Here is a 21,231-nt window from a genome sequence, read left to right as displayed (position 1 = left end):
ACCCAATATATAGTGTTAAATTAATTTTGCGCTACTGTATATAGTAAGTAGTTAACGTCGACATTATTCGCAGAGAGATAAAAGCCTTGAGAAATTGGGTCCATGTGTAGACCTGTCATATCTCGAGGCAGCAAACCAGCATGATCGGTCATCGCCATAAGTTCAGATGGTTTGATGAACTTACTGTGATCGTGGGTGCCTTTTGGAACCAGTTTAAGGATATATTCCGCTCCCACGATCCCCATCAGATACGACTTTAGGTTTCGGTTAAGCGTAGAAAAGAAAACATGGCCACCAGGCTTAACCAACTTAGCACAGGCCAGCACAACAGAAGCAGGGTCGGGTACATGCTCTAACATTTCCATACAGGTTACCACGTCGAACTGTCCTGCATTTGCTTCTGCGAATGCTTCGGCAGTTGAACATACGTAGTCGACTTTTACACCTGATTCTAAACCGTGCAGCTTCGCTACTTCTAACGAGGCTTCTGCCATATCTAAACCTGTTACCGTCGCGCCTGCACGCGCCATAGATTCTGCTAAAATACCGCCACCACAGCCAATATCGACGACTTTTTTGTCAAACAGGCCTTCACTGTGTTGATTAATGAAGTCTAAGCGAAGTGGGTTAATAAGGTGCAATGGCTTAAATTCGCCTTCTGGATCCCACCAGCGTGAAGCGAGTTCAGAGAACTTATTGATTTCTTGTTGATCGACGTTCGTCATGAGTAAAACAATCCTTAATCTATCTCTTTTTAAGATATCGTAAATCGAGGTTGTGTTTCACTGTTTTTAAACAGAAATAGACAAATTATAAGAAGGGTCGAACGAAAAATAATCGCTTGCCTTTTAGTTGATTAATAAGCGTAATTAAGCGCTACATAATTCTGTCATCAAGTGGTACACTCGAAGCACGATTATGATCCACATAATAATAACAGTGCGCTCCCACGCCTTGTTTTCACAATGATGTGAAGCGAAGTGCTGGATAACGCAGAACAAACCAAGATAAAGGGATTAAGCAGTTTATGTCTGATAACGCTAAAGAAATCCTCCCCGTTAATATTGAGGAAGAGTTAAAGAACTCTTACCTTGATTACGCGATGAGCGTTATTGTCGGGCGAGCCTTGCCTGACGTAAGAGATGGCTTGAAGCCAGTGCACCGTCGTGTGCTGTTCGCAATGAACGAACTGAAAAACGACTTTAACAAGCCATACAAAAAATCTGCCCGTGTGGTAGGTGACGTAATTGGTAAATATCACCCTCACGGTGACTCTGCAGTTTACGACACTATTGTTCGTATGGCCCAACCGTTCTCACTTCGCTATATGCTAGTAGACGGTCAAGGTAACTTCGGATCGGTAGACGGCGACTCTGCTGCTGCGATGCGTTATACCGAAGTTCGCATGGCTAAAATTGCGCACGAGTTACTTGCCGATTTAGATAAAGAGACCGTAGATTTCGTACCTAACTACGATGGTACAGAGCATATTCCTGAAGTATTACCAACGAAGGTACCTAACCTTCTTGTTAACGGCTCATCGGGTATTGCGGTTGGTATGGCGACGAATATTCCGCCACATAACCTCACCGAAGTGATCAACGGCTGCGTAGCGTTAATTCAAGATCCGTCTATTACCATCGACGACTTGATGACACACATCCCAGGTCCAGATTTCCCAACGGCAGCTATGATCAGTGGGCGCAAGGGGATTGAAGATGCGTATCGCACAGGTCGCGGTAAAATTTATCTTCGTGCTAAGGCGGAAATTGAAACTGACAGCAACGGTAAAGAAACCATTGTTGTTAACGAGATCCCTTACCAGGTTAACAAAGCGCGTCTTATTGAAAAGATTGCTGAACTGGTAAAAGAAAAGCGCATCGAAGGCGTTTCTGCACTGCGAGACGAGTCTGATAAAGACGGTATGCGCATTGTTATCGAAGTTAAACGCAACGAATCTGCCGAAGTCCTACTTAATCATTTATACGCGAATACCCAGCTTCAAACGGTATTCGGTATTAACATGGTTGCGCTTGATAACGGTCAGCCTAAGGTATTCAACCTTAAAGAAACGTTAGAATGCTTTATTCTTCACCGTCGTGAAGTAGTAACACGTCGTACCGTTTTTGAATTACGTAAAGCCCGTGACCGTGCTCATATTCTTGAAGGTTTGGCGATAGCGCTTGCGAACATCGACCCAATTATCGAGTTGATTAAAGCGTCACAAAGCCCAGCAGACGCCAAGAAATCGCTTGTAGCACAAGGTTGGGACTTAGGTGATGTAGCGCAAATGCTTGAGCGCGCAGGCGATGACGCTGCACGCCCTGACTGGTTAATGCCAGAATTTGGTATTCGCGACGGCAAGTACTACCTTACTGAGCAGCAAGCGCAAGCTATTCTTGACCTTCGCTTACACAAGCTAACAGGTCTTGAGCACGAGAAAATTCTAGAAGAGTATAAGCAACTTCTAGAGATCATCGCAGAACTTCTTCACATCCTAAACAGCCCAGAGCGTTTGATGGAAGTGATTCAAGAAGAACTTGAAAAAGTACGTGATGAATTTGGTGATGAGCGTCGTACTGAAATTACGGCAGCAAGTCACGATATTGATATTGAAGATCTTATAGAGCAAGAAGATGTTGTAGTAACGCTTTCTCGCGAAGGTTATGTGAAATATCAAAAACTTACAGACTACGAAGCACAGCGTCGTGGTGGCCGTGGTAAATCAGCAACCAAGATGAAAGATGAAGATTTCATCGAAAGATTATTGGTAGCTAATACCCACGATCACATACTTTGCTTCTCAACCCGTGGTCGCTTGTACTGGTTGAAAGTGTATCAATTGCCGTTTGCTAGCCGAAATGCGCGTGGACGTCCAATTGTAAATATTCTTCCTCTAGAAGAAAACGAACGTATTACTGCTATTCTTCCAATCAAAGAATTCGAAGAAGGTAAGTTTGTACTGATGGCGACAGCAAACGGTACGGTGAAGAAGACTGACCTGAGCCTATATTCTCGCCCACGTTCAAGCGGTATTATCGCCGTTAACCTGAACGAAGGTGATGAGCTGATTGGTGTTGATATCACTCACGGTGATGACGACATAATGTTGTTCTCTGATGCAGGTAAAGTGGTTCGCTTCAACGAGAAGCTTCGCGACAGCGAAACCGGTGAAGTTAAGCGTGACCCAGAGACGGGTGAAGAGCTTCTGGCACTTCGTCCTATGGGAAGAACAGCCACAGGTGTTCGCGGTATTCGTCTGCAAGATGGTCAAAAAGTGGTATCACTTATTGTTCCTAAAGGCGACGGCCCAATCCTGACAGCAACAGAGAATGGTTTCGGTAAGCGTACTCCGCTTGAAGATTACCCTGCGAAGAGCCGTGCGACACAAGGTGTTGTATCAATTAAGGTGTCTGAGCGTAATGGTAAAGTGGTTGGCGCGGTTCAAGTAGACGAAACCAATGAAATTATGCTTATTAGTGACCAAGGCACACTGGTTCGTACCCGTGTAGGCGAAGTGTCAGTAGTAGGCCGTAACACACAAGGCGTTCGCTTAATACGTACAGTAGAAGGTGAGCACGTTGTAGGGTTACAACGCATTGAAGAAGTGGAAGAGTTACAAGAATTCGACGAAGACGGTAACCTAATCATTTCAGACGATGCGCCAGAACAAGCAGAAACTGCTGTTCAAGAGCAAGAGAACACCGCAGAAGACGGTGACGGCTCAACGACAGAAGAGTAGGGATAGGGCGCAGGTATTCATACTTGCGCATTATCAGTGTTCTTTCAAACAAGCGGCTTAAGCCGCTTGTTTACCTAATAGACCCGCAAAACGTTCAAAACAAAGCGAGTTAAACGGTAATTATCTACAGGTGTTGAAAAACGCGATGAAAGAGGTTTTTAATTTTAGTGCTGGCCCGGCTATGCTTCCAAAAGAAGTCATGGAAAAAGCACAATCAGAATTTACAAATTGGCGCGACCTAGGCTGCTCTGTAATGGAAGTAAGCCATCGTGGTAAAGACTTCATTGAAATAGCGGCAAAAGCTGAGCAAGATTTGCGAGATTTATTGTCCATTCCTTCCAACTACCATGTGCTGTTCACGCACGGTGGTGGGCGTGGGCAATTTGCCGCTGTACCGCTCAACTTATCCAACGCTAACGATACCAGTCTTCACTTAGTCAGCGGTTCTTGGTCTAAAGGTGCCGTTGACGAAGCAAACAAATACAACCACGCCAAAGTGGTGGGTGAAGTGTCTGAAAAAGACGGCTGTCACTACGTTGCGCAGCCTCAGTTGAGCGATATTGATCAATCTGCCGCGTATTACCATTTCTGTCCAAATGAAACCGTTGACGGAATCGCTTTTGATTGGCTACCAGAGTCGGGCAAGGTTCCGCTGGTTTCTGATATGTCTTCGACTATATTGTCTCAGCCGTTAGATGTAGCAAAACATGGCGTTATATACGCTGGCGCACAAAAGAATATCGGCCCAAGCGGCTTATCAGTTGTTATTGTTCGCGAAGACCTGGTTGGCAAAGCACGTAAAGAAACGCCCTCTATCTTCGATTATGCACTAGCGGCAAAGTCTGACTCTATGTACAACACACCGCCAACGTTCTCTTGGTACTTAGCGGGGCTTGTATTTGAATGGCTTAAAGATATGGGCGGCGTTGACGCTATGGCTAAACGCAATGCTGAAAAGGCGGCGTTATTATATTCAGCCATCGACAGCTCTGACTTCTATTCAAGTAAAGTTCACCCTGACAACCGTTCAAAAATGAACGTGCCGTTTCATTTAGCCAATGCTGAACTCGACGGATTGTTCCTTAAACAGTCACAAGAAGCAGGGTTACTTGCTCTTAAAGGGCATCGTTCAGTAGGGGGCATGCGTGCCAGTGTTTATAATGCAATGCCAGTAGAGGGCATTGTTGCGCTAGTTGAATTTATGCGCGAATTTGAAAGAGTGAATGGATAAAATGGAGCAGTTAACATTAGACCCGATTGCAAAAGTATCGGGAGAGGTCAATGTACCTGGCTCAAAAAGTCTGTCTAACCGCGCACTACTGCTTGCCGCGTTAGCTGAAGGTGAAACTGAATTAACCAACTTGCTAGATAGCGAAGATATTGAGCATATGCTTAATGCACTCACCAAATTAGGCATTAACTACCGCTTGAGCGAAGACAAAACGCAATGCGTTGTCCAAGGTAACGGTGGCGCGTTTAACGTAGCTGAGCCATTAGAGCTTTTCTTGGGCAATGCCGGTACTGCAATGCGACCTTTGTGCGCGGCACTCGCTGCTAGTAATGTCGACACAGTACTTACCGGTGAACCACGTATGGAAGAGCGTCCAATTGGTGATTTAGTGGATGCGCTGCGCGAAGCTGATGCTGAAGTAACCTACCTCAAAGACGAAGGTTTTCCGCCGCTTCAAATTAAAGGTAAGACGTTAAACGGCGGTGAAATGTCGGTGGACGGCAGTGTATCTAGCCAGTTTTTAACAGCCCTTTTAATGGCTGCGCCGTTATTTTCAGGTGATGTGACTATTCGTATAAAAGGTGAGTTGGTTTCAAAGCCTTATATCGACATCACGTTAGATACCATGGCGAAGTTTGGCGTTACTGTTGAAAATGATAACTACCAAACGTTCACGGTTTCTGGTGATGCTAAGTATATTGCGCCGGGTAAATTTATGGTTGAAGGCGATGCATCGTCAGCATCTTACTTCCTTGCAGCCGGTGCCATTAAAGGTGGAACGGTACGCGTAACCGGAATTGGCCAAAACAGCATTCAAGGTGACATTCGATTTGCTGATGTACTTGAAGCCATGGGTGCAACGGTGGTTTGGAGCGATGAGTATGTTGAAATAACGGGTGCGCCGCTTAAAGGCGTGAACATGGATATGAACCATATTCCAGATGCGGCCATGACCATCGCGACTACGGCATTGTTTGCTGAAGGTCCAACTACTATGACCAATATTTATAACTGGCGTGTTAAGGAAACAGATCGTCTTGCGGCTATGGCCACCGAGCTTCAAAAGTTGGGTGCGAAAGTGGAAGAAGGGCATGACTATATTAAAGTATGGCCAACTGACTCGCTAAAACATGCTGAGATAGACACGTATAACGACCATCGCATTGCCATGTGCTTCTCGCTTGTTGCATTAAGCGATACGCCGGTAACAATAAACGACCCGGGCTGCACGCGCAAAACGTTCCCAGACTATTTTACTCGCTTTAAAACACTGTATAGCGCGTAAAGGCTCGAAAAAATATTCCTCATAAATAATGGTAGGCAATGCCGGTAATCGCCTTACTTGCCCCATTGATCTAAATCAGGTTAAATCTGATGTTCAATGCCGCCAATTAGAGGCGGCATTGCTTATCTCTCACTAAAGCGTATAATTGCGCGCGATTTTTAGTAATTTAAACGATGGAGCAGGTATGCATTCCACACCCGTAGTCACGGTTGACGGTCCTAGTGGTGCTGGTAAAGGTACGTTAAGTAGCTTGCTGGCGAAGAAATTAGGGTGGCACTTTCTAGATAGCGGCGCAATTTACCGCGTATTAGCAGTTGCTGCACTTCACCACGACCTTCCGTGTGATGATGAAGAATGTGTTGTTCCTCTAGCAACCGGCCTCGATGTTAGTTTCGAGACGAATGGCGATACCACTCGCATAATCTTAGAAGGCGAAGACGTTACTGACGATATTCGCACCGAAGAAGTTGGCGCCGTGGCGTCAAAAGTTGCGGCATTACCCCGGGTTCGCGAAGCACTACTTCGCAGACAGCGTGCTTTCCAACAAGATCCTGGTCTTGTTGCTGACGGTCGCGACATGGGTACAGTGGTATTTCCCGACGCGCCTGTAAAGATTTTCCTTACAGCAAGCGCAGAAGCCCGTGCAGAACGCCGCTATAGCCAGTTGAAAGCAAAGGGCATGGATGTTAATATTGCGCGCCTTTTAACCGATATCAAGGCGAGAGACGAGCGCGATACACAACGTGCGGTGGCTCCTTTGGTACCGGCACAAGATGCAGTAATTATAGATTCAACGGACTTGGATATTGACCAAGTCTTTGAAAAAGCGATGGATATTATTTCCTCACGCCTTTAATGACGAGAGCTGATCGCATCCAAAGCAGTGTTGCTACAGGAAGTGGCGACTAATTTTAATAACCCCGCGTTATCCGGATAAGAAGCGTGGATATCAACTTAAAAGTTATTTGAGACTTATGACTGAAAATTTTGCACAACTTTTTGAAGAAAGCTTACAAGAACTAGAAACACGTCCTGGTTCAATTGTAAAAGGTACTGTTGTTTCTATCGACAAAGACATCGTTCTTGTTGATGCAGGCTTGAAATCAGAAAGTGCTATCCCAGCTGACCAATTCAAAAACGCTGAAGGCGAACTAGAAATCGCTATCGGTGACCAAGTAGACGTAGCACTAGATGCAGTTGAAGATGGTTTCGGTGAAACTATCCTTTCTCGCGAAAAAGCGAAGCGTCACGAAGCGTGGGTTGAGCTGGAAAAAGCTTACGAAGATAAAGCTACTATCAAAGGCGTTATCAACGGTAAAGTTAAAGGCGGTTTCACTGTTGAAGTTAACAGTGTACGCGCGTTCCTTCCTGGTTCTCTTGTTGACGTACGTCCAGTACGTGACACTACGCACCTTGAAGGCAAAGAGCTTGAATTTAAAGTTATCAAGCTTGACGCTAAGCGTAACAACGTTGTTGTTTCTCGTCGTGCAGTTATCGAAGCAGAAAGCAGCGCAGAGCGCGAAACGCTTCTTGCTAACCTTGAAGAAGGTCATGAAATCAAGGGTATCGTTAAGAACCTTACCGATTACGGTGCGTTCGTTGACCTTGGTGGCGTAGACGGTCTTCTACACATCACTGATATGGCTTGGAAGCGCGTTAAGCACCCAAGTGAAATCGTGAATGTTGGTGACGAAATCAACGTTAAAGTACTTAAGTTCGACAAAGAGAAGCAGCGTGTTTCTCTTGGCATGAAGCAAATGGGCAACGATCCATGGCAAGAAATTGCTTCTCGTTACCCAGAAGGTACTAAGATCAACGGTCAGGTTACTAACCTTACTGACTACGGCTGCTTCGTTGAAATCGAAGACGGCGTTGAAGGTCTTGTACACGTTTCTGAAATGGATTGGACTAACAAGAACATCCACCCATCTAAAGTTGTTAACCTAGGTGACACTGTAGATGTAATGGTTCTTGAAATTGACGAAGAGCGTCGTCGTATTTCTCTAGGTCTTAAGCAGTGCATTGCTAACCCTTGGGAAACATTTGCTGAGTCACACGAAAAAGGTGACAAAGTGTCTGGTAAGATCAAGTCAATCACTGACTTCGGTATCTTCATCGGTCTTGACGGCGGCATCGACGGTCTAGTTCACCTTTCTGACATCAGCTGGAACAAGTCTGGTGAAGACGCGGTTCGCGACTACAAGAAAGGCGACGAAATCTCTGCAGTTGTACTTCAAGTCGACCCAGAGCGTGAGCGTATCTCTCTTGGCGTTAAGCAAATCGAAGAAGATCCTTTCAACAAGTATCTGACAGATAACAAGAAAGGTGCTATCGTTACTGGTACAGTAACAGCAGTTGATGCGAAAGGCGTTACTGTAAACCTAGCTGAAGAAGTTGACGGCTACATCCGCGTTGCAGATCTTGCTGTAGAGCGTGTTGAAGACGCAACAGAAGTAGCAAGCGTTGGTGATAGCATCGAAGCGAAGTTCATGGGCGTTGACCGTAAGAACCGCACTGTTAACCTATCTGTTAAAGCGAAAGATCAGGCTGACGAAAAAGAAGCTATCGATAAAGTTAACCAGCAAGAAGATGTTGGTTTCGCTAACGCGATGGCAGAAGCATTTAAAGCTGCTAAAGGCGAATAATGCTTTTGTGGGTGTGCACATGCACACCCAATTCGCGATAGCTGTTTAAACAATAATATTGACAATGAGGTTAAGCATGACCAAGTCTGAATTAATTGAACGGCTCGCGGATCAAGCGCGTCATATTCCGGCGAAGGAACTCGAACTGGCGATAAAAGAACTTCTAGAGCAAATGGCGCAAACTCTTCAAAAGGGTGAGCGTATTGAAATTAGAGGTTTTGGCAGTTTCTCTCTTCACTACCGCGCTCCACGTGTAGGTAGAAATCCAAAAACGGGTGAGACAGTGAAACTTGACGGTAAATATGTACCGCACTTTAAGCCTGGTAAAGAGCTTCGCGAAAGGGTAGACGCCTCAATCGCATAATGCATTTTAAAAGCCGCTGAAAAGCGGCTTTTTTGTGTCTGCTGCCTTATTGTTATTTAGCAAAATTCAATAGTCTATTTGCCTTAGCTAAAAAAGGCGCTCGTTATTGCTGATATACTTTCGTTTAATTTTTGATACCTATTGACCCCAACTCGAATAGGGTTATATATTGTTCAAATAATAATAAACGGTATTCATAGAAGTAATGTCAGCCGGCGACGAACAAGCAATAATAAAACAATATCAGCCGCTCATTCGCGCGTTAATTCCTTATGAACAACAAAACAAGCTGTTAGAAGGAATTAACAAGTTTTCGAAGCGTCTACCTAGTAGTGTTCGAAAAGTAGTAAAAGAGGAGGTTGTTCGATTAACGTCGTTAACCGACGCACCTGCTGATAACTCTGCCTTTGCTCAATTCCCCGTCATGAAATTCAAGCACTTCGGGGTTCAAATGCGCCTTGATAAAGTCGGCGCGCAGATACTCAAAAACGAAACATCGCTTTATCAAGACAGATATACGGTAGGCGTGTTTGAGTCAGTCATGAACTCAGACTTCTACCAAAACCAAATAAAAAAAGAACAGTTCAAAAAAATTGTCGATGCTTTTAATGTTGAAAGCCAATCGTTTACTGATATAGATTTCGGTGATGACATCGCTATTCGCCCAAATTTTACTATTTCTTCCCCCGATTTTGAGAAAGGCCGTCATTGTTCGATCAGTTCGATGTCACACAAAGGCATTGCTCTTGAAACGAAAAGGCCACCGAACGCTTCTACTGGTGATATTATTACGTTCACTATTCCTGAAGTTAAAGGACTTACTAAAGAACCGACTGAAATAACGCTTGAACTAGAGTCGGTAAAATACAACAAGCACTTAGGGAAGTATGAGACATCGTTTGTTTTTCAAGACGACGTGGATAAAGGCTTTCTTGCAACCCTTAAACGATATGTAGCGATTACCGCGTATAAACAGCCTTTGCAGCGTGATTTAGAAATAGAACGCGCCATGCAAGAACTAGAACGCGACCGAATACTTGAAAATAGCCCGTGGTTGCCCGTGTTTCTCGCGCCTGAGAAGAAGTCGCTTAAGCCAATTATTGCCCTGTTTACCAAAGCCAATGTCGAGCATAACGACGCCGAAAAACTCTTGGCTAGCCTACAAGATAAGCCTATCTTCGCGACGTTAGTTGACGAGCTGCGCAAGTATAATGAAGCGTATGTCTTTCATGGCAACATCAAAACCAAAAATGGTAACGTTCAAATAACAGCGACGCATAGACAACTGCTGGCATTAAAACAGCTTAACGCGTTGGTTTATCTTCTTGCCAAAAGTGGCGACTTCATCTGTACCCATTGTCGACTTGATAGCGTGACGCGAGAAGATAAACAAAAAGCGTTTGCTATTCACGATATTGCCAGTAAAGAATTTGAGCAACTGGCGCAGATTTCCCATGTTCTTTACTGTAAAGACGTGTCTGCTTATCTTACTAATCTGACTCTTTCAGCAAAATGCGATTTCAAACCCTTGTCAAAAACCTTGAGGGCTAGCGGCAATAATTGGCGAATTGATTATGTAATGGAAGAGGATTTAGATAGACGCAGTGAGACACGTTACGTTATTGATAAACCTGCTTCTATTAAAGTTGGACTGCTGACATCGATTGATGCGCGGGTTGCTGATCTAAGTGCAAGTGGAATGAAGTTAATTGTTGCACCGAAAAGTGAGCTGCAAAAGGAAATTCGTGTTTCAGTACCGGAACTGAAAATTAAAGGTGAAAAATATAAGGTTGTGCACTACCAAGCGGAAACGGGCGTGGTGAGGTTGTGCCTTGTTGAAGATACACGTAAGGCTAAAGTGAGCTCGAGCGTCGATCATATGGTTGAAGAAAATACCGCGTATTTCAAAGTAAGAGATATTGCGCGTATTCAACGCTCAACTCACCGTTATATCTGGGAATTGGCGGTTAGGCATATGCCGTCTTTATCGGTACTATGTGTGATGAACCGCTTTACGTTAGACAGGCTCAAAACGGTGTATCAAAGTGACGCCTCTGACGACCTTTATCCTTTTTCGCGCACTCAAAATATTATCCCACTGCACGGCTTTTTTGCAGACAAAGGGCAGGCTAAGCCCAAGTCACAAATTCTAGAGGCGATGTTCAAAGAAACATCTGAACAAGCGTTAGTGGTTCACTGCGTTAGAAAGAGCGACAGCCGCTTAGTGTATATAAAAGAACGCGACTTCCTTTTTTCTAAGTTGCGAACACAGATAAAAACTCAGTTAGATGAAGAAAAAATACATCTCAGCGCCACAGATGTCACTGCTATTCGATGTCACGGTGCGATAACGCCGTTAACTAAGAAGCGTCTTGCCCAGCTATCAAAGCTAGACAAAGCCATGTATGACAAGCTCGAAACGATGCAGGCGGGTTATACACACTGTATTTTTATTACTAATATGTCAGCCCTTCACCACGATTTAGTGGTAGACAATCTTATTGCCAAACCCCAACGTCAGGATCTAGAAAGCGAAGGCGCTGCTTAATGCCAGAGCCCTCTGAGTGGGCAATTATCGATGCGGATTGGTATAACGTCATTTCACTTACGCTTTTAGTGTTATCTCTTTTCGCATTTTGCTATTCTTGTAAATAAATCAACAAAAAAGGGTTGAGTGTTGAAAGGGATCCTAACGTTTCTTATCATTTTGGTTCTGCTCGCGATCGCGTTTGTCATTGGCTCACAAAATGAAGCACAAGTAACAGTTAATTATTTAATTGCTCAGGCGAATCTTCGCTTATCAACGTTAATAGCGATAACACTTTCAATAGGCGTTGGTATAGGAATTTTGGTAATGCTAATGAGCTGGCTAAAATTGCGTGTTCAGCTGATGTCTGCGCAGTCTAAAATACAGAGTCTGGAACAAGAACACTAATGCTCGAACTGCTGTTTCTCCTTTTGCCTGTTGCGGCAGGTTACGGCTGGATAATGGGCCGAAATAGTGTCCGTCAAGCGCAGCGAAAGCAGTCTAGCATTCTATCTAAGCATTATTACAAGGGGCTAAACTTCCTTCTCTCAGACCAACCTGATAAAGCAGTCGATACGCTAATCAAAATGATTAACGTGAATAGCGATACAGTAGAGACGCATATCGCCATGGGGAGCTTTTTCCGTCACCGAGGCGAAATAGACCGCGCAATTAAAGTCCACCAGAATTTAGTTAGCCGTGATGAGCTCCAGCCGGCTCAACGAGAAAATGCTCTGAGGGAGCTTGGTCACGACTACACACAAGCAGGCTTTCTAGAGCGTGCTGAAAATGCTTTTCTTCAACTGCTTAACAGCGATAAACACTACCTTGTAGCTCAACAGCAACTTTTCAGTATCTACCAGACCACGAAAGAGTGGGAAAGAGCCATAGAATTAGCCGAACGTATGGTGCAGTGTCATGGTGACAATGATGATTTGTGCGAACGCCTTGCACACTTTTATTGTGAACAAGCATCGGTTGAGTTGAAGAACGATAGCCAAGGGGCGGCATTGACCTTATTACAAAAAGCGGTAAACGCCGACGAACATGCGGTAAGGCCGTGGCTTATGTTAGGTGATATAGCGCTTGATCAAAAACGCTTTACTGATGCCAACGCGTACTTTACGCAAGTGGCAGAACGCGATATCAACTGGTTTAGCGAAGCCGTACCTAGTTTGGAAAAAATTGCTGAAGAAACTGACGACTGGGAAAGTTTTCAGAAGAACCTAGAAGCACACTGGCAAGAGTGTGCTACGTCCTATTTAGCCATGGTTGATGTACTTATGAAGCGCGGTGAAACGGCACAGGCGGCTGAGTACTTACTTGAGCAACTTCGCAAACGCCCGACTATGCGCGGCTTTAAAACCCTTATGGGGCTTTACATTGACCAGCTTTCAGACAAAACCACGGCTGATAGCTTACGCTTACTTAAAGAATTGGTGGAAAAGCAAATGTTGCAGCGCCCTAAATACCGCTGTGGCAGCTGTGGCTTTTCCGGTCGAAAATTATATTGGTTATGCCCTAGCTGTAAAAAGTGGGGCGTAGTAAAACCTATCAAAGGGCTAGACGGAGAATAAAAGAACATGCATGACCCACGCGTTATTGTTGCATTAGACTATGACAATAAAGACACTGCATTGGCGTTTGTTGATAAATTAGATTCAAGCTTGTGCAAGCTAAAAGTGGGCAAGGAGATGTTCACCTTATTTGGACCGGAATTCGTAAAAGCGTTAATCGCTAAAGGCTTTGACGTTTTCTTGGATCTTAAATTCCATGACATTCCGAATACTGTAGCGAAAGCGTGTAAAGCAGCGGCGGAGCTGGGTGTATGGATGGTAAACGTACATGCATCGGGTGGCCTACCTATGATGCAAGCAGCTAAAGAGGCGATTGCAACAAGCAGCAACCCTCAAACTAAACTTATTGCGGTTACCGTTCTTACCAGCATGGATGAAGCGCAGTTGGCGGATGTAGTAAGCGGTGTGACACCAGAACAACAAGTGCTGCGTCTGGCGGCACTAACAGAAAAAGCGGGATTAGACGGCATTGTCTGCTCAGCGCAGGAAGCCTGCGCATTACGTGAAAAACACAGCGACGATTTTCTGCTAGTTACACCAGGTATTCGCCCAGTAGGCGCAGATGCTGGTGATCAAAAGCGCGTCATGACGCCTCCCGATGCTATGAAAGCTGGCGTGAGCTATTTAGTTATGGGAAGACCTATCACTAAAGCAGAAGACCCTATTGCCGTACTGAAATCAGTTAACGCATCAATAAACGGTTAGACTTATTTCAAATACAAAAAAGCTCGGATGTGATGTTCACATACCGAGCTTTTTTATTCCGATATTCTTATTCAAGGGTTATGGCCACAGCCCCACCCGAGACTAATCTTAAGAAATTATTCGCCTTTAAGCGCAACTTCAGCTGGTGTATAGGTTAGACCTAGTTCTTCACCTAGCGCGTCAACTACAGCTTTGTACGTTACCTTACCTTCGTGCACGTTTAGGCCGTTAAGCAAATGCTTGTCTTCTAGCATAGCTTTCGCTGGGCCTTTGTTAGCTAGGGCTAGACCAAATGGCAATGTGGCATTGTTAAGTGCCATTGTAGAAGTACGCGCAACGCCACCAGGCATGTTTGCAACACAGTAGTGAACTACATCGTCAACAACATAAACAGGGTCTTGGTGTGTGGTCGCTTTCGATGTTTCAAAGCATCCACCTTGGTCGATAGCAACATCAACAAGCACTGAACCAGGTTTCATTGCCTTGATTTGTTCGCGAGTAAGAAGTTTCGGAGCTGCTGCACCAGGAATTAGTACCGCACCAACAACAAGGTCAGCTTTTGAAGAGTAGTGCTCAATAGCGTCAACGGTAGAGTAAACCGTTTTTACTTGTCCGTTAAAGATATCATCGATTTGACGAAGACGAGGAAGCGAGCGGTCAAGAATAGTGACGTCAGCACCAAGGCCTAATGCCATTTTTGCTGCGTTAGTACCAACAACACCACCGCCGATAACCAGTACTTTACCTGGTGCTACACCCGGAACGCCACCAAGAAGTGTACCGCTACCGCCGTGTGCTTTTTCAAGGTAGTGCGCGCCAGCTTGAACCGACATACGGCCAGCTACTTCACTCATTGGTGCTAGTAGTGGAAGCCCACCGCGGTCGTCAGTCACTGTTTCATATGCGATACAAGTTGCACCAGACTCAACAAGCAGCTTTGTTTGCGTAGGATCAGGCGCTAAATGTAGGTAGGTGTATAGTGTCTGGCCTTTACGAAGCATTTTACACTCGTTAGGCTGAGGCTCTTTAACTTTTACGATCATTTCTGCTTCAGCAAACACTTGCTCAGCCGTTGATGCAATGGCTGCGCCTGCTTCGACATACATTTCGTTAGTGAAACCTATTGCGTCACCTGCGTTCGTTTCTACTAAAACGCTGTGACCGTGGCTAACAAACTCTTTTACAGCTGCTGGCGTCAAGCCAACACGGTATTCGTGGTTCTTAATTTCTTTTGGTACACCAACTAACATGTATAGTCCTCAATCTTATAGTGAGCTTCTAAGCGGCTCTGGTTGAACTTTTGATAAATAGTGTTCGGCTTTGAAGCACGTGAACATTTTGCGGAGTATACGTGATAAAAAAACGAACTATCTGCTGAAGAATGGGCGTTTGTAGCATATAATTCTTCTAAAAGATGCTTTTAAGATATTTTATATGCTGGTAAAGACGCCAAAACACCTAGACCGAATAGACAGGAATATCCTGGTACAGTTACAGAAAAACGGGCGTATATCAAACGTCGAACTTGCTAAAGAAGTGGGATTAAGCCCCAGCCCTTGTCTTGAGAGAGTTAAGAGGCTGGAGGCTCAGGGCTATATAAAAGGATATCATGCTGTCGTTGACCCAGAAAAGCTCGGCGCAGCTATGCTTGTGTTCGTAGAGATTACGTTAACAAAAACATCGGTAGATATCTTTGCAGAATTTTCTGCTGCGGTAAAACTGCATGACGATATACAAGAATGTCACCTGGTGTCCGGAGATTTTGACTTCCTTCTTAAAGCACGCGTTGCAGATATGGGAAGTTATAGGAAATTATTAGGTGATACTTTACTGCGCTTGCCCGGAGTAAGTGAGTCGCGGACGTACGTTGTGATGGAAGAAGTAAAAAGTACATCGTCGCTGCGCATTAATTTGAAGTAATGAAAGCGTGGCTCAATAGCGTGGTTTTGTGGTAGGCTGTGCAAAAATACAGTGTTTGTGTTTTATCAAAGGATTAACAGCACGCTAAAGCACAGGGTAGGGGATGGGTGTATTAATTCAGTTGTGCGCTCAGTAACTTACCAAAAAGTAAATCAATAATAATTATGTAGGAATAGCAAAGAGTTCGCTAAGCTCTTTGTTGCGGTTAGTACTGCGGTTACCGCATAGCGTAAAAAGCTATCTGCGGTAATACATGCGATGGAAATTGAAGGTTTTTTAGGGTTATGGCGCGATTAACAGGGGTTCAGCGAGTGTGGGAAGCAGGTATGATTATCGCCTGTGTTTTCGCCTTCTTCTTATTGCTGGCACTAGCATCTTTTCATCCAGGAGACCCAGGTTGGAGTCAGGCTGGATTACAACTCGACGTTCACAACTGGGTTGGAGCAACAGGGGCGTGGGTCGCTGATCTTCTGCTATTCTCATTTGGTTTTTTAGCGTATTTACTGCCTTTCGGCTCCGCCTTCTTAGGGTGGTTTCTATTCCAACACATTAAAGAACTCGATGAATTCGATTACCTTACTATTGGATTAAGAATTATTGGTGGGCTGTTGATGGCCCTCGGTGCAACGGGCATCGCCAGTATTAATTTTGACGACATATACAACTTTTCAGCCGGCGGTTTTGTTGGCGACGTAATTAGTTCAGCGCTAGTGCCTTACTTCAATACCGCTGGCACAATTTTGCTACTTCTTTGTTTCTTCTGTACGGGCTTTACCTTACTAACGGGTATTAGCTGGCTCACTATTATCGACAGGTTAGGTGAAGGTACGCTGTGGTTAGGACGTAAGACTCTTTCAGCACCTCAGAGTTTGTTAGCATTTGAAATGCCGCGACTAGCCCTAGCTAACAAATCGTCTAATCAAAGTGGCGACGAAGGTGCAGAGCTGGATATTACTAGTATGCGCGCTGAACCTTTGGCTTCTACTGCACAGACAAAACCATCACAGACACAGAAAACTACGCCATCACGCAGTGAGCCTAACTTTGGCATTGACGATGTAGATGATGAGCCGCCGTTTTATACCTATGACGGAGGCAAGTCTGTTCAATCTAATCCCAACGATACTGTCAACGCCGAGGAAGACGATGCGACATCAAGTGCAGATGTAGATGCAGCTGAGACGAAAAAGTCGTCGTTCTCATTGTCAGGTATGCGTAGTGCGGTTACGGGTAGCTTTAAAGACAGGGTGGGTTTGGGTAAATCGAGCCAAGATGACTCAGTTCAGTCAGAAGATGATAGTAGTCAACATGAGCATAAACACCAAGCGCAGCAAAGTCCGCATATTAACTTTGACGACTTAGAAGAGTTTGATGAAGACTTGCCTTACGAAACTGGAAGCAAGCCAATAACTTCTGCAAATAACAGCGCGCCATCTGTTGAAAGTAGCGAACCAAATACGGAAACGCTACAGTCGCAAACTGTTGAAACTCAGGGAGCGAGTCAAGGTGCTAACCAAGCATTTACACCTGCTGCACTAGGTGCCAAACCCGTGAAGGCGAGGGCAGGTGAGTTAGATCCTGATTTACCACCTATGCCGTCCTTTGATTTACTTGAACGTGCCGACAAACATGAAAACCCGCTTACGCCAGAAGAGATTGAAGGTATTTCTCGTTTGGTAGAGGAAAAACTGGCTGACTTTAACATTGAAGCGACGGTGGTTGGCGTGTTCCCTGGCCCTGTTATTACCCGGTTTGAGCTTGATTTAGCACCTGGGGTAAAAGTGAGCAAAATCTCAGGACTGTCGAAAGACTTAGCCCGCGCTATGTCAGCTATCTCGGTGCGTGTAGTGGAAGTTATTCCGGGTAAGTCAGTAATTGGCTTAGAACTGCCGAATAAAAAACGTGAAATGGTGCGGCTGAGCGAAGTTATTAGCTGCGATACTTTTCAGTCTAATAAATCACCATTAACCATGGTGTTGGGCGCTGATATTTCAGGTCAGCCAGTGGTGGTCGATCTAGCCAAAATGCCTCACCTTTTGGTTGCGGGTACTACAGGTTCAGGTAAATCTGTAGGTGTGAACGTTATGATTCTTAGTTTGCTTTATAAGAGCACGCCAGAAGATGTTCGCATGATCATGATTGACCCGAAAATGCTTGAGCTTTCCGTTTATGAAGGCATACCTCACTTGCTTGCTGAAGTGGTTACCGACATGAAAGAAGCCGCCAATGCCCTTCGTTGGTGCGTGGGTGAGATGGAGCGTCGTTATCGTCTAATGAGCGCTCTTGGCGTGCGTAACCTAAAAGGCTATAACGCGAAAGTAGAAGAAGCCATTGCTAATGGCACACCAATAAAGGACCCACTGTGGAAGAATGAAGAAAGTATGGATGCTGAAGCGCCTGACTTAGCCAAACTTCCTGCTATCGTGGTAGTGGTCGATGAATTTGCCGACATGATGATGATAGTGGGCAAAAAAGTAGAAGAGCTTATTGCACGTATCGCACAAAAAGCACGTGCTGCGGGCATCCATCTTATCCTTGCCACACAGCGCCCGTCTGTAGATGTTATTACAGGTCTGATTAAGGCCAACATTCCAACCCGTTGTGCATTCCAAGTTTCTAGTAAAATAGACTCAAGAACCATTCTAGACCAACAAGGCGCAGAAACTTTGCTAGGGATGGGTGACATGCTTTATCTGCCTCCTGGTAGCCCTGTGCCAACCCGTGTTCACGGCGCATTTGTGGATGATCACGAAGTACATGCTGTAGTTGCAGACTGGCAGAAACGTGGTGAGCCTGAATACATTGATGAGATCCTGAATGGCGAAGCGACGGCTGAAGTCTTACTGCCAGGCGAACAGCCTGAGGGTGAGGATCAAGAATTTGATGCCTTCTATGATGAAGCCGTGGCGTTTGTTACTGAAACACGTCGAGCTAGTGTGTCGAGCGTGCAGCGTAAGTTTAGAATTGGTTACAATCGGGCCGCGCGCTTGGTTGAACAAATGGAAATGAGTGGTGTCGTAAGTGCACAGGGGCATAACGGGAACCGTGAGGTTCTTGCACCGCCGCCCCACAAAGAATAACGAATGGATTGAATAAATGAATAAAGCAGTTTCGGTTTATTTTGTGAGTGCATTGGTAACGGCAGGTACAGCAATGACTGCTGCTAACGCTGCGGTAGAATTAGATTCAACAGGTTCAACTATTGGCAAGAACAATGCTCACGAGGTTGTCAGTGCTCATGACGCTATTCAGGCTAATGCCACAGTAAACACTAGTCAGCCTAAAACTTCATCGCTTATCAATGATTCTGCGAGTACGTCACTGCAGGCGTTGTTAAGCAATATGAAGCAGTTTCGTGCAAGCTTTGCGCAGACAGTAGTCGATGCACAGCAAAATGTCGTTCACGAAGCACAAGGCACGCTGACCATGACCCGCCCCAATAAGCTTCGCTGGGAAACAACGTTTCCTGATGAAACCCTTTTGGTTGCCGATGGCGAAGCGGTTTGGAATGTGGATACCTTCGTAGAGCAGGTGACAGTCCTATCTCAATCCAATGCGATTAAAGATAACCCTATTGTTTTGCTTACATCGACAGACGAAGCAACGTGGTCAAAGTTCTCTATCAATCAATTAAATAGCGGTTCATCGGCTGTAACACCTGAAAACGGCGCGGCAGACAACATCAATGGTGTTAGCGTAACAAAAAGCTACCAAATCACGCCTAAAGAACAGGGCGGCCAAATCGCTACGCTTACATTAACTTTTAACCAAGACAGTGAACTCGCTTCGCTTAATATGCTCGATGCGCAACAGCAAATCAGCACTTTGGTGTTCAGTAATATTGAAACGCGCTTTCCAGTGCCCGCTGATACGTTCTCAGTTGATATTCCAGACAGCTTCATAATTGATGACCAGCGTTAATCAAGATTTCGCGCCCCTCGCGGCGCGAATGCGCCCGGTCACCATAGAGCAGTACAGCGGTCAAGAACACTTACTTGGCGAAGGTAAGCCTCTTCGTAAGATGTTAGAGGCGGGTCACTGCCATTCTATGATTTTGTGGGGACCGCCCGGTACCGGTAAAACTACCCTTGCTGAACTCATTGCTCAATACACCAACGCATCTGTATTGCGTATTTCTGCGGTTACCTCTGGGGTAAAAGACATCAGAGCCGCCATGGATACGGCTGAAGAAAACGCCCGTTATAATCAGCGAACCTTGTTATTTGTTGACGAAGTACACCGATTCAACAAAAGTCAGCAGGACGCGTTTCTTCCATTTGTTGAGTCTGGCGTTGTTACCTTTATTGGCGCAACGACAGAGAATCCCTCGTTCGAATTAAATAAAGCGCTTTTATCTCGTGTACGTGTTTATGTGCTAAAGACACTCGAATACGAAGCACTGTCTGAATTGATTGATAGAGCGCTAAGCGATACTGAAAAAGGTCTGGGTGACAGAGCCCTTGGTATTGAAGAAACAGCCAGAAACGCGCTTATCGATTTAAGTGGCGGCGACGCACGTCGTCTTCTCACCTATTTAGAGCTTGCTGCCGACTTCACCGGAGCAAACGAAATAACCGTAAGCGATGTTGAGCATGCGGTAGGCGAAAAAGTTGCTAGTTACGACAATAAAGGCGACACCTTCTACGACCTAATCTCCGCGTTTCATAAATCTGTTAGAGGCTCAGATCCAGACGCAGCCCTTTACTGGTACGCAAGAATTCTTGATGGCGGGGGAGACGCGCTGTATGTAGGAAGACGTCTACTTGCCATCGCGTCTGAAGATATTGGTAATGCAGACCCAAGAGCGATGCAGCTTTGTATTAATGCCTGGGACACGTTTCACCGAGTAGGGCCAGCAGAGGGCGAGCGTGCCATTGCACAAGCCGCCGTTTACTGTGCCTTAGCTGCAAAAAGTAATGCGCTTTACATGGCGTTTAATGAAGCCAAAGCACTGGCGCGAAAGACCTCTGATGCACCGGTTCCTATGCATTTGCGCAATGCACCTACATCGCTTATGAAAGAACTGGGTCATGGAGACGGTTATCGCTATGCACACAACGAGCCGAATGCCTTCGCAGCTGGCGAAACATACTTACCAGATAGCCTTGCCGGTACTCGCTTGTATAATCCTAACGAGCGCGGTTTAGAGAAAGCTTTGAAAGCCAAGCGTGAATTTCTCGATTCACTTAATGCGAGAAGTAACAATAAAAGGTAAAGTTGCAGACAAGTAACTCA

16 protein-coding genes are annotated in these 21,231 nt (G+C 45.2%); 14 read left to right on the top strand and 2 right to left on the bottom strand.

Going from position 1 to position 21,231, the window contains the following annotated elements; translation table 11 throughout:
• Positions 1–20 precede the first annotated feature (20 nt).
• Complete coding sequence (gene ubiG / locus F0261_RS18095) at positions 21–725, bottom strand: bifunctional 2-polyprenyl-6-hydroxyphenol methylase/3-demethylubiquinol 3-O-methyltransferase UbiG (RefSeq protein WP_014949647.1); 705 nt, start codon at positions 723–725, stop codon at positions 21–23.
• 302 nt (positions 726–1,027) lie between these two features.
• On the opposite strand from ubiG, the gene gyrA reads away from it, so the two are divergent.
• The 10 genes from gyrA (at position 1,028) to pyrF (ending at position 14,076) form a co-directional block, all read left to right on the top strand.
• A complete protein-coding gene (gene gyrA / locus F0261_RS18090) occupies positions 1,028–3,742 on the top strand; it encodes a DNA topoisomerase (ATP-hydrolyzing) subunit A (protein WP_014949646.1) in 2,715 nt (904 codons plus the stop codon).
• 145 nt (positions 3,743–3,887) lie between these two features.
• Positions 3,888–4,973 (top strand): 3-phosphoserine/phosphohydroxythreonine transaminase, encoded by a 1,086-nt coding sequence (serC, locus tag F0261_RS18085; protein ID WP_171338601.1) that lies wholly within the window; start codon positions 3,888–3,890, stop codon positions 4,971–4,973.
• Position 4,974: 1 nt separating this feature from the next.
• A complete protein-coding gene (aroA, locus tag F0261_RS18080) occupies positions 4,975–6,258 on the top strand; it encodes a 3-phosphoshikimate 1-carboxyvinyltransferase (RefSeq protein ID WP_014979405.1) in 1,284 nt (427 codons plus the stop codon).
• A gap of 184 nt (positions 6,259–6,442) precedes the next feature.
• Positions 6,443–7,114 carry a (d)CMP kinase gene (cmk, locus tag F0261_RS18075; protein ID WP_014976668.1) on the top strand — a complete coding sequence of 224 codons (672 nt, stop codon included), beginning with the start codon at positions 6,443–6,445 and terminating at the stop codon, positions 7,112–7,114.
• A gap of 118 nt (positions 7,115–7,232) precedes the next feature.
• Complete coding sequence (rpsA, locus tag F0261_RS18070; protein ID WP_014949642.1) at positions 7,233–8,903, top strand: 30S ribosomal protein S1; 1,671 nt, start codon at positions 7,233–7,235, stop codon at positions 8,901–8,903.
• Positions 8,904–8,979: 76 nt separating this feature from the next.
• A complete protein-coding gene (gene ihfB / locus F0261_RS18065; protein ID WP_014949641.1) occupies positions 8,980–9,267 on the top strand; it encodes an integration host factor subunit beta in 288 nt (95 codons plus the stop codon).
• A 205-nt stretch (positions 9,268–9,472) separates the two neighbouring features.
• The gene (locus F0261_RS18060) at positions 9,473–11,815 is read left to right on the top strand and encodes a PilZ domain-containing protein (RefSeq protein WP_014949640.1); all 2,343 of its coding nucleotides are present in this window, start codon (positions 9,473–9,475) and stop codon (positions 11,813–11,815) included.
• Between the two features lie 129 nt (positions 11,816–11,944).
• Entirely contained in the window at positions 11,945–12,202 is a 258-nt protein-coding gene (locus F0261_RS18055) for a LapA family protein (protein WP_014949639.1), read from the top strand.
• On the top strand, positions 12,202–13,371 hold the full coding sequence (gene lapB / locus F0261_RS18050; RefSeq protein ID WP_014949638.1) for a lipopolysaccharide assembly protein LapB: 1,170 nt from the start codon (positions 12,202–12,204) through the stop codon (positions 13,369–13,371). Before F0261_RS18055 ends, lapB begins: the two co-directional genes overlap by 1 nt.
• Before the next feature lie 6 nt (positions 13,372–13,377).
• Entirely contained in the window at positions 13,378–14,076 is a 699-nt protein-coding gene (pyrF, locus tag F0261_RS18045) for an orotidine-5'-phosphate decarboxylase (RefSeq protein ID WP_014979404.1), read from the top strand.
• A gap of 116 nt (positions 14,077–14,192) precedes the next feature.
• On the opposite strand, the gene ald is transcribed toward pyrF, so the two are convergent.
• Complete coding sequence (gene ald, locus F0261_RS18040; protein ID WP_014979403.1) at positions 14,193–15,326, bottom strand: alanine dehydrogenase; 1,134 nt, start codon at positions 15,324–15,326, stop codon at positions 14,193–14,195.
• Positions 15,327–15,510: 184 nt separating this feature from the next.
• Here ald and lrp point away from each other — a divergent pair, with 184 nt between their 5' ends.
• From lrp to F0261_RS18020, 4 genes are all read left to right on the top strand, one after another.
• A complete protein-coding gene (gene lrp, locus F0261_RS18035) occupies positions 15,511–15,996 on the top strand; it encodes a leucine-responsive transcriptional regulator Lrp (RefSeq protein ID WP_014949635.1) in 486 nt (161 codons plus the stop codon).
• A gap of 284 nt (positions 15,997–16,280) precedes the next feature.
• Positions 16,281–19,076, top strand: coding sequence for a DNA translocase FtsK (locus F0261_RS20270; protein ID WP_171338600.1), 2,796 nt, complete (start codon positions 16,281–16,283; stop codon positions 19,074–19,076).
• Between the two features lie 16 nt (positions 19,077–19,092).
• The gene (gene lolA / locus F0261_RS18025) at positions 19,093–19,917 is read left to right on the top strand and encodes an outer membrane lipoprotein chaperone LolA (protein WP_014979401.1); all 825 of its coding nucleotides are present in this window, start codon (positions 19,093–19,095) and stop codon (positions 19,915–19,917) included.
• Complete coding sequence (locus tag F0261_RS18020; RefSeq protein ID WP_171338599.1) at positions 19,904–21,211, top strand: replication-associated recombination protein A; 1,308 nt, start codon at positions 19,904–19,906, stop codon at positions 21,209–21,211. Before lolA ends, F0261_RS18020 begins: the two co-directional genes overlap by 14 nt.
• Positions 21,212–21,231 lie beyond the last annotated feature (20 nt).

This window comes from Alteromonas sp. 07-89-2, assembly GCF_013113925.1.
Classification (GTDB): domain Bacteria; phylum Pseudomonadota; class Gammaproteobacteria; order Enterobacterales; family Alteromonadaceae; genus Alteromonas; species Alteromonas macleodii.
This window is presented reverse-complemented; position numbering and strand designations above follow the sequence as displayed.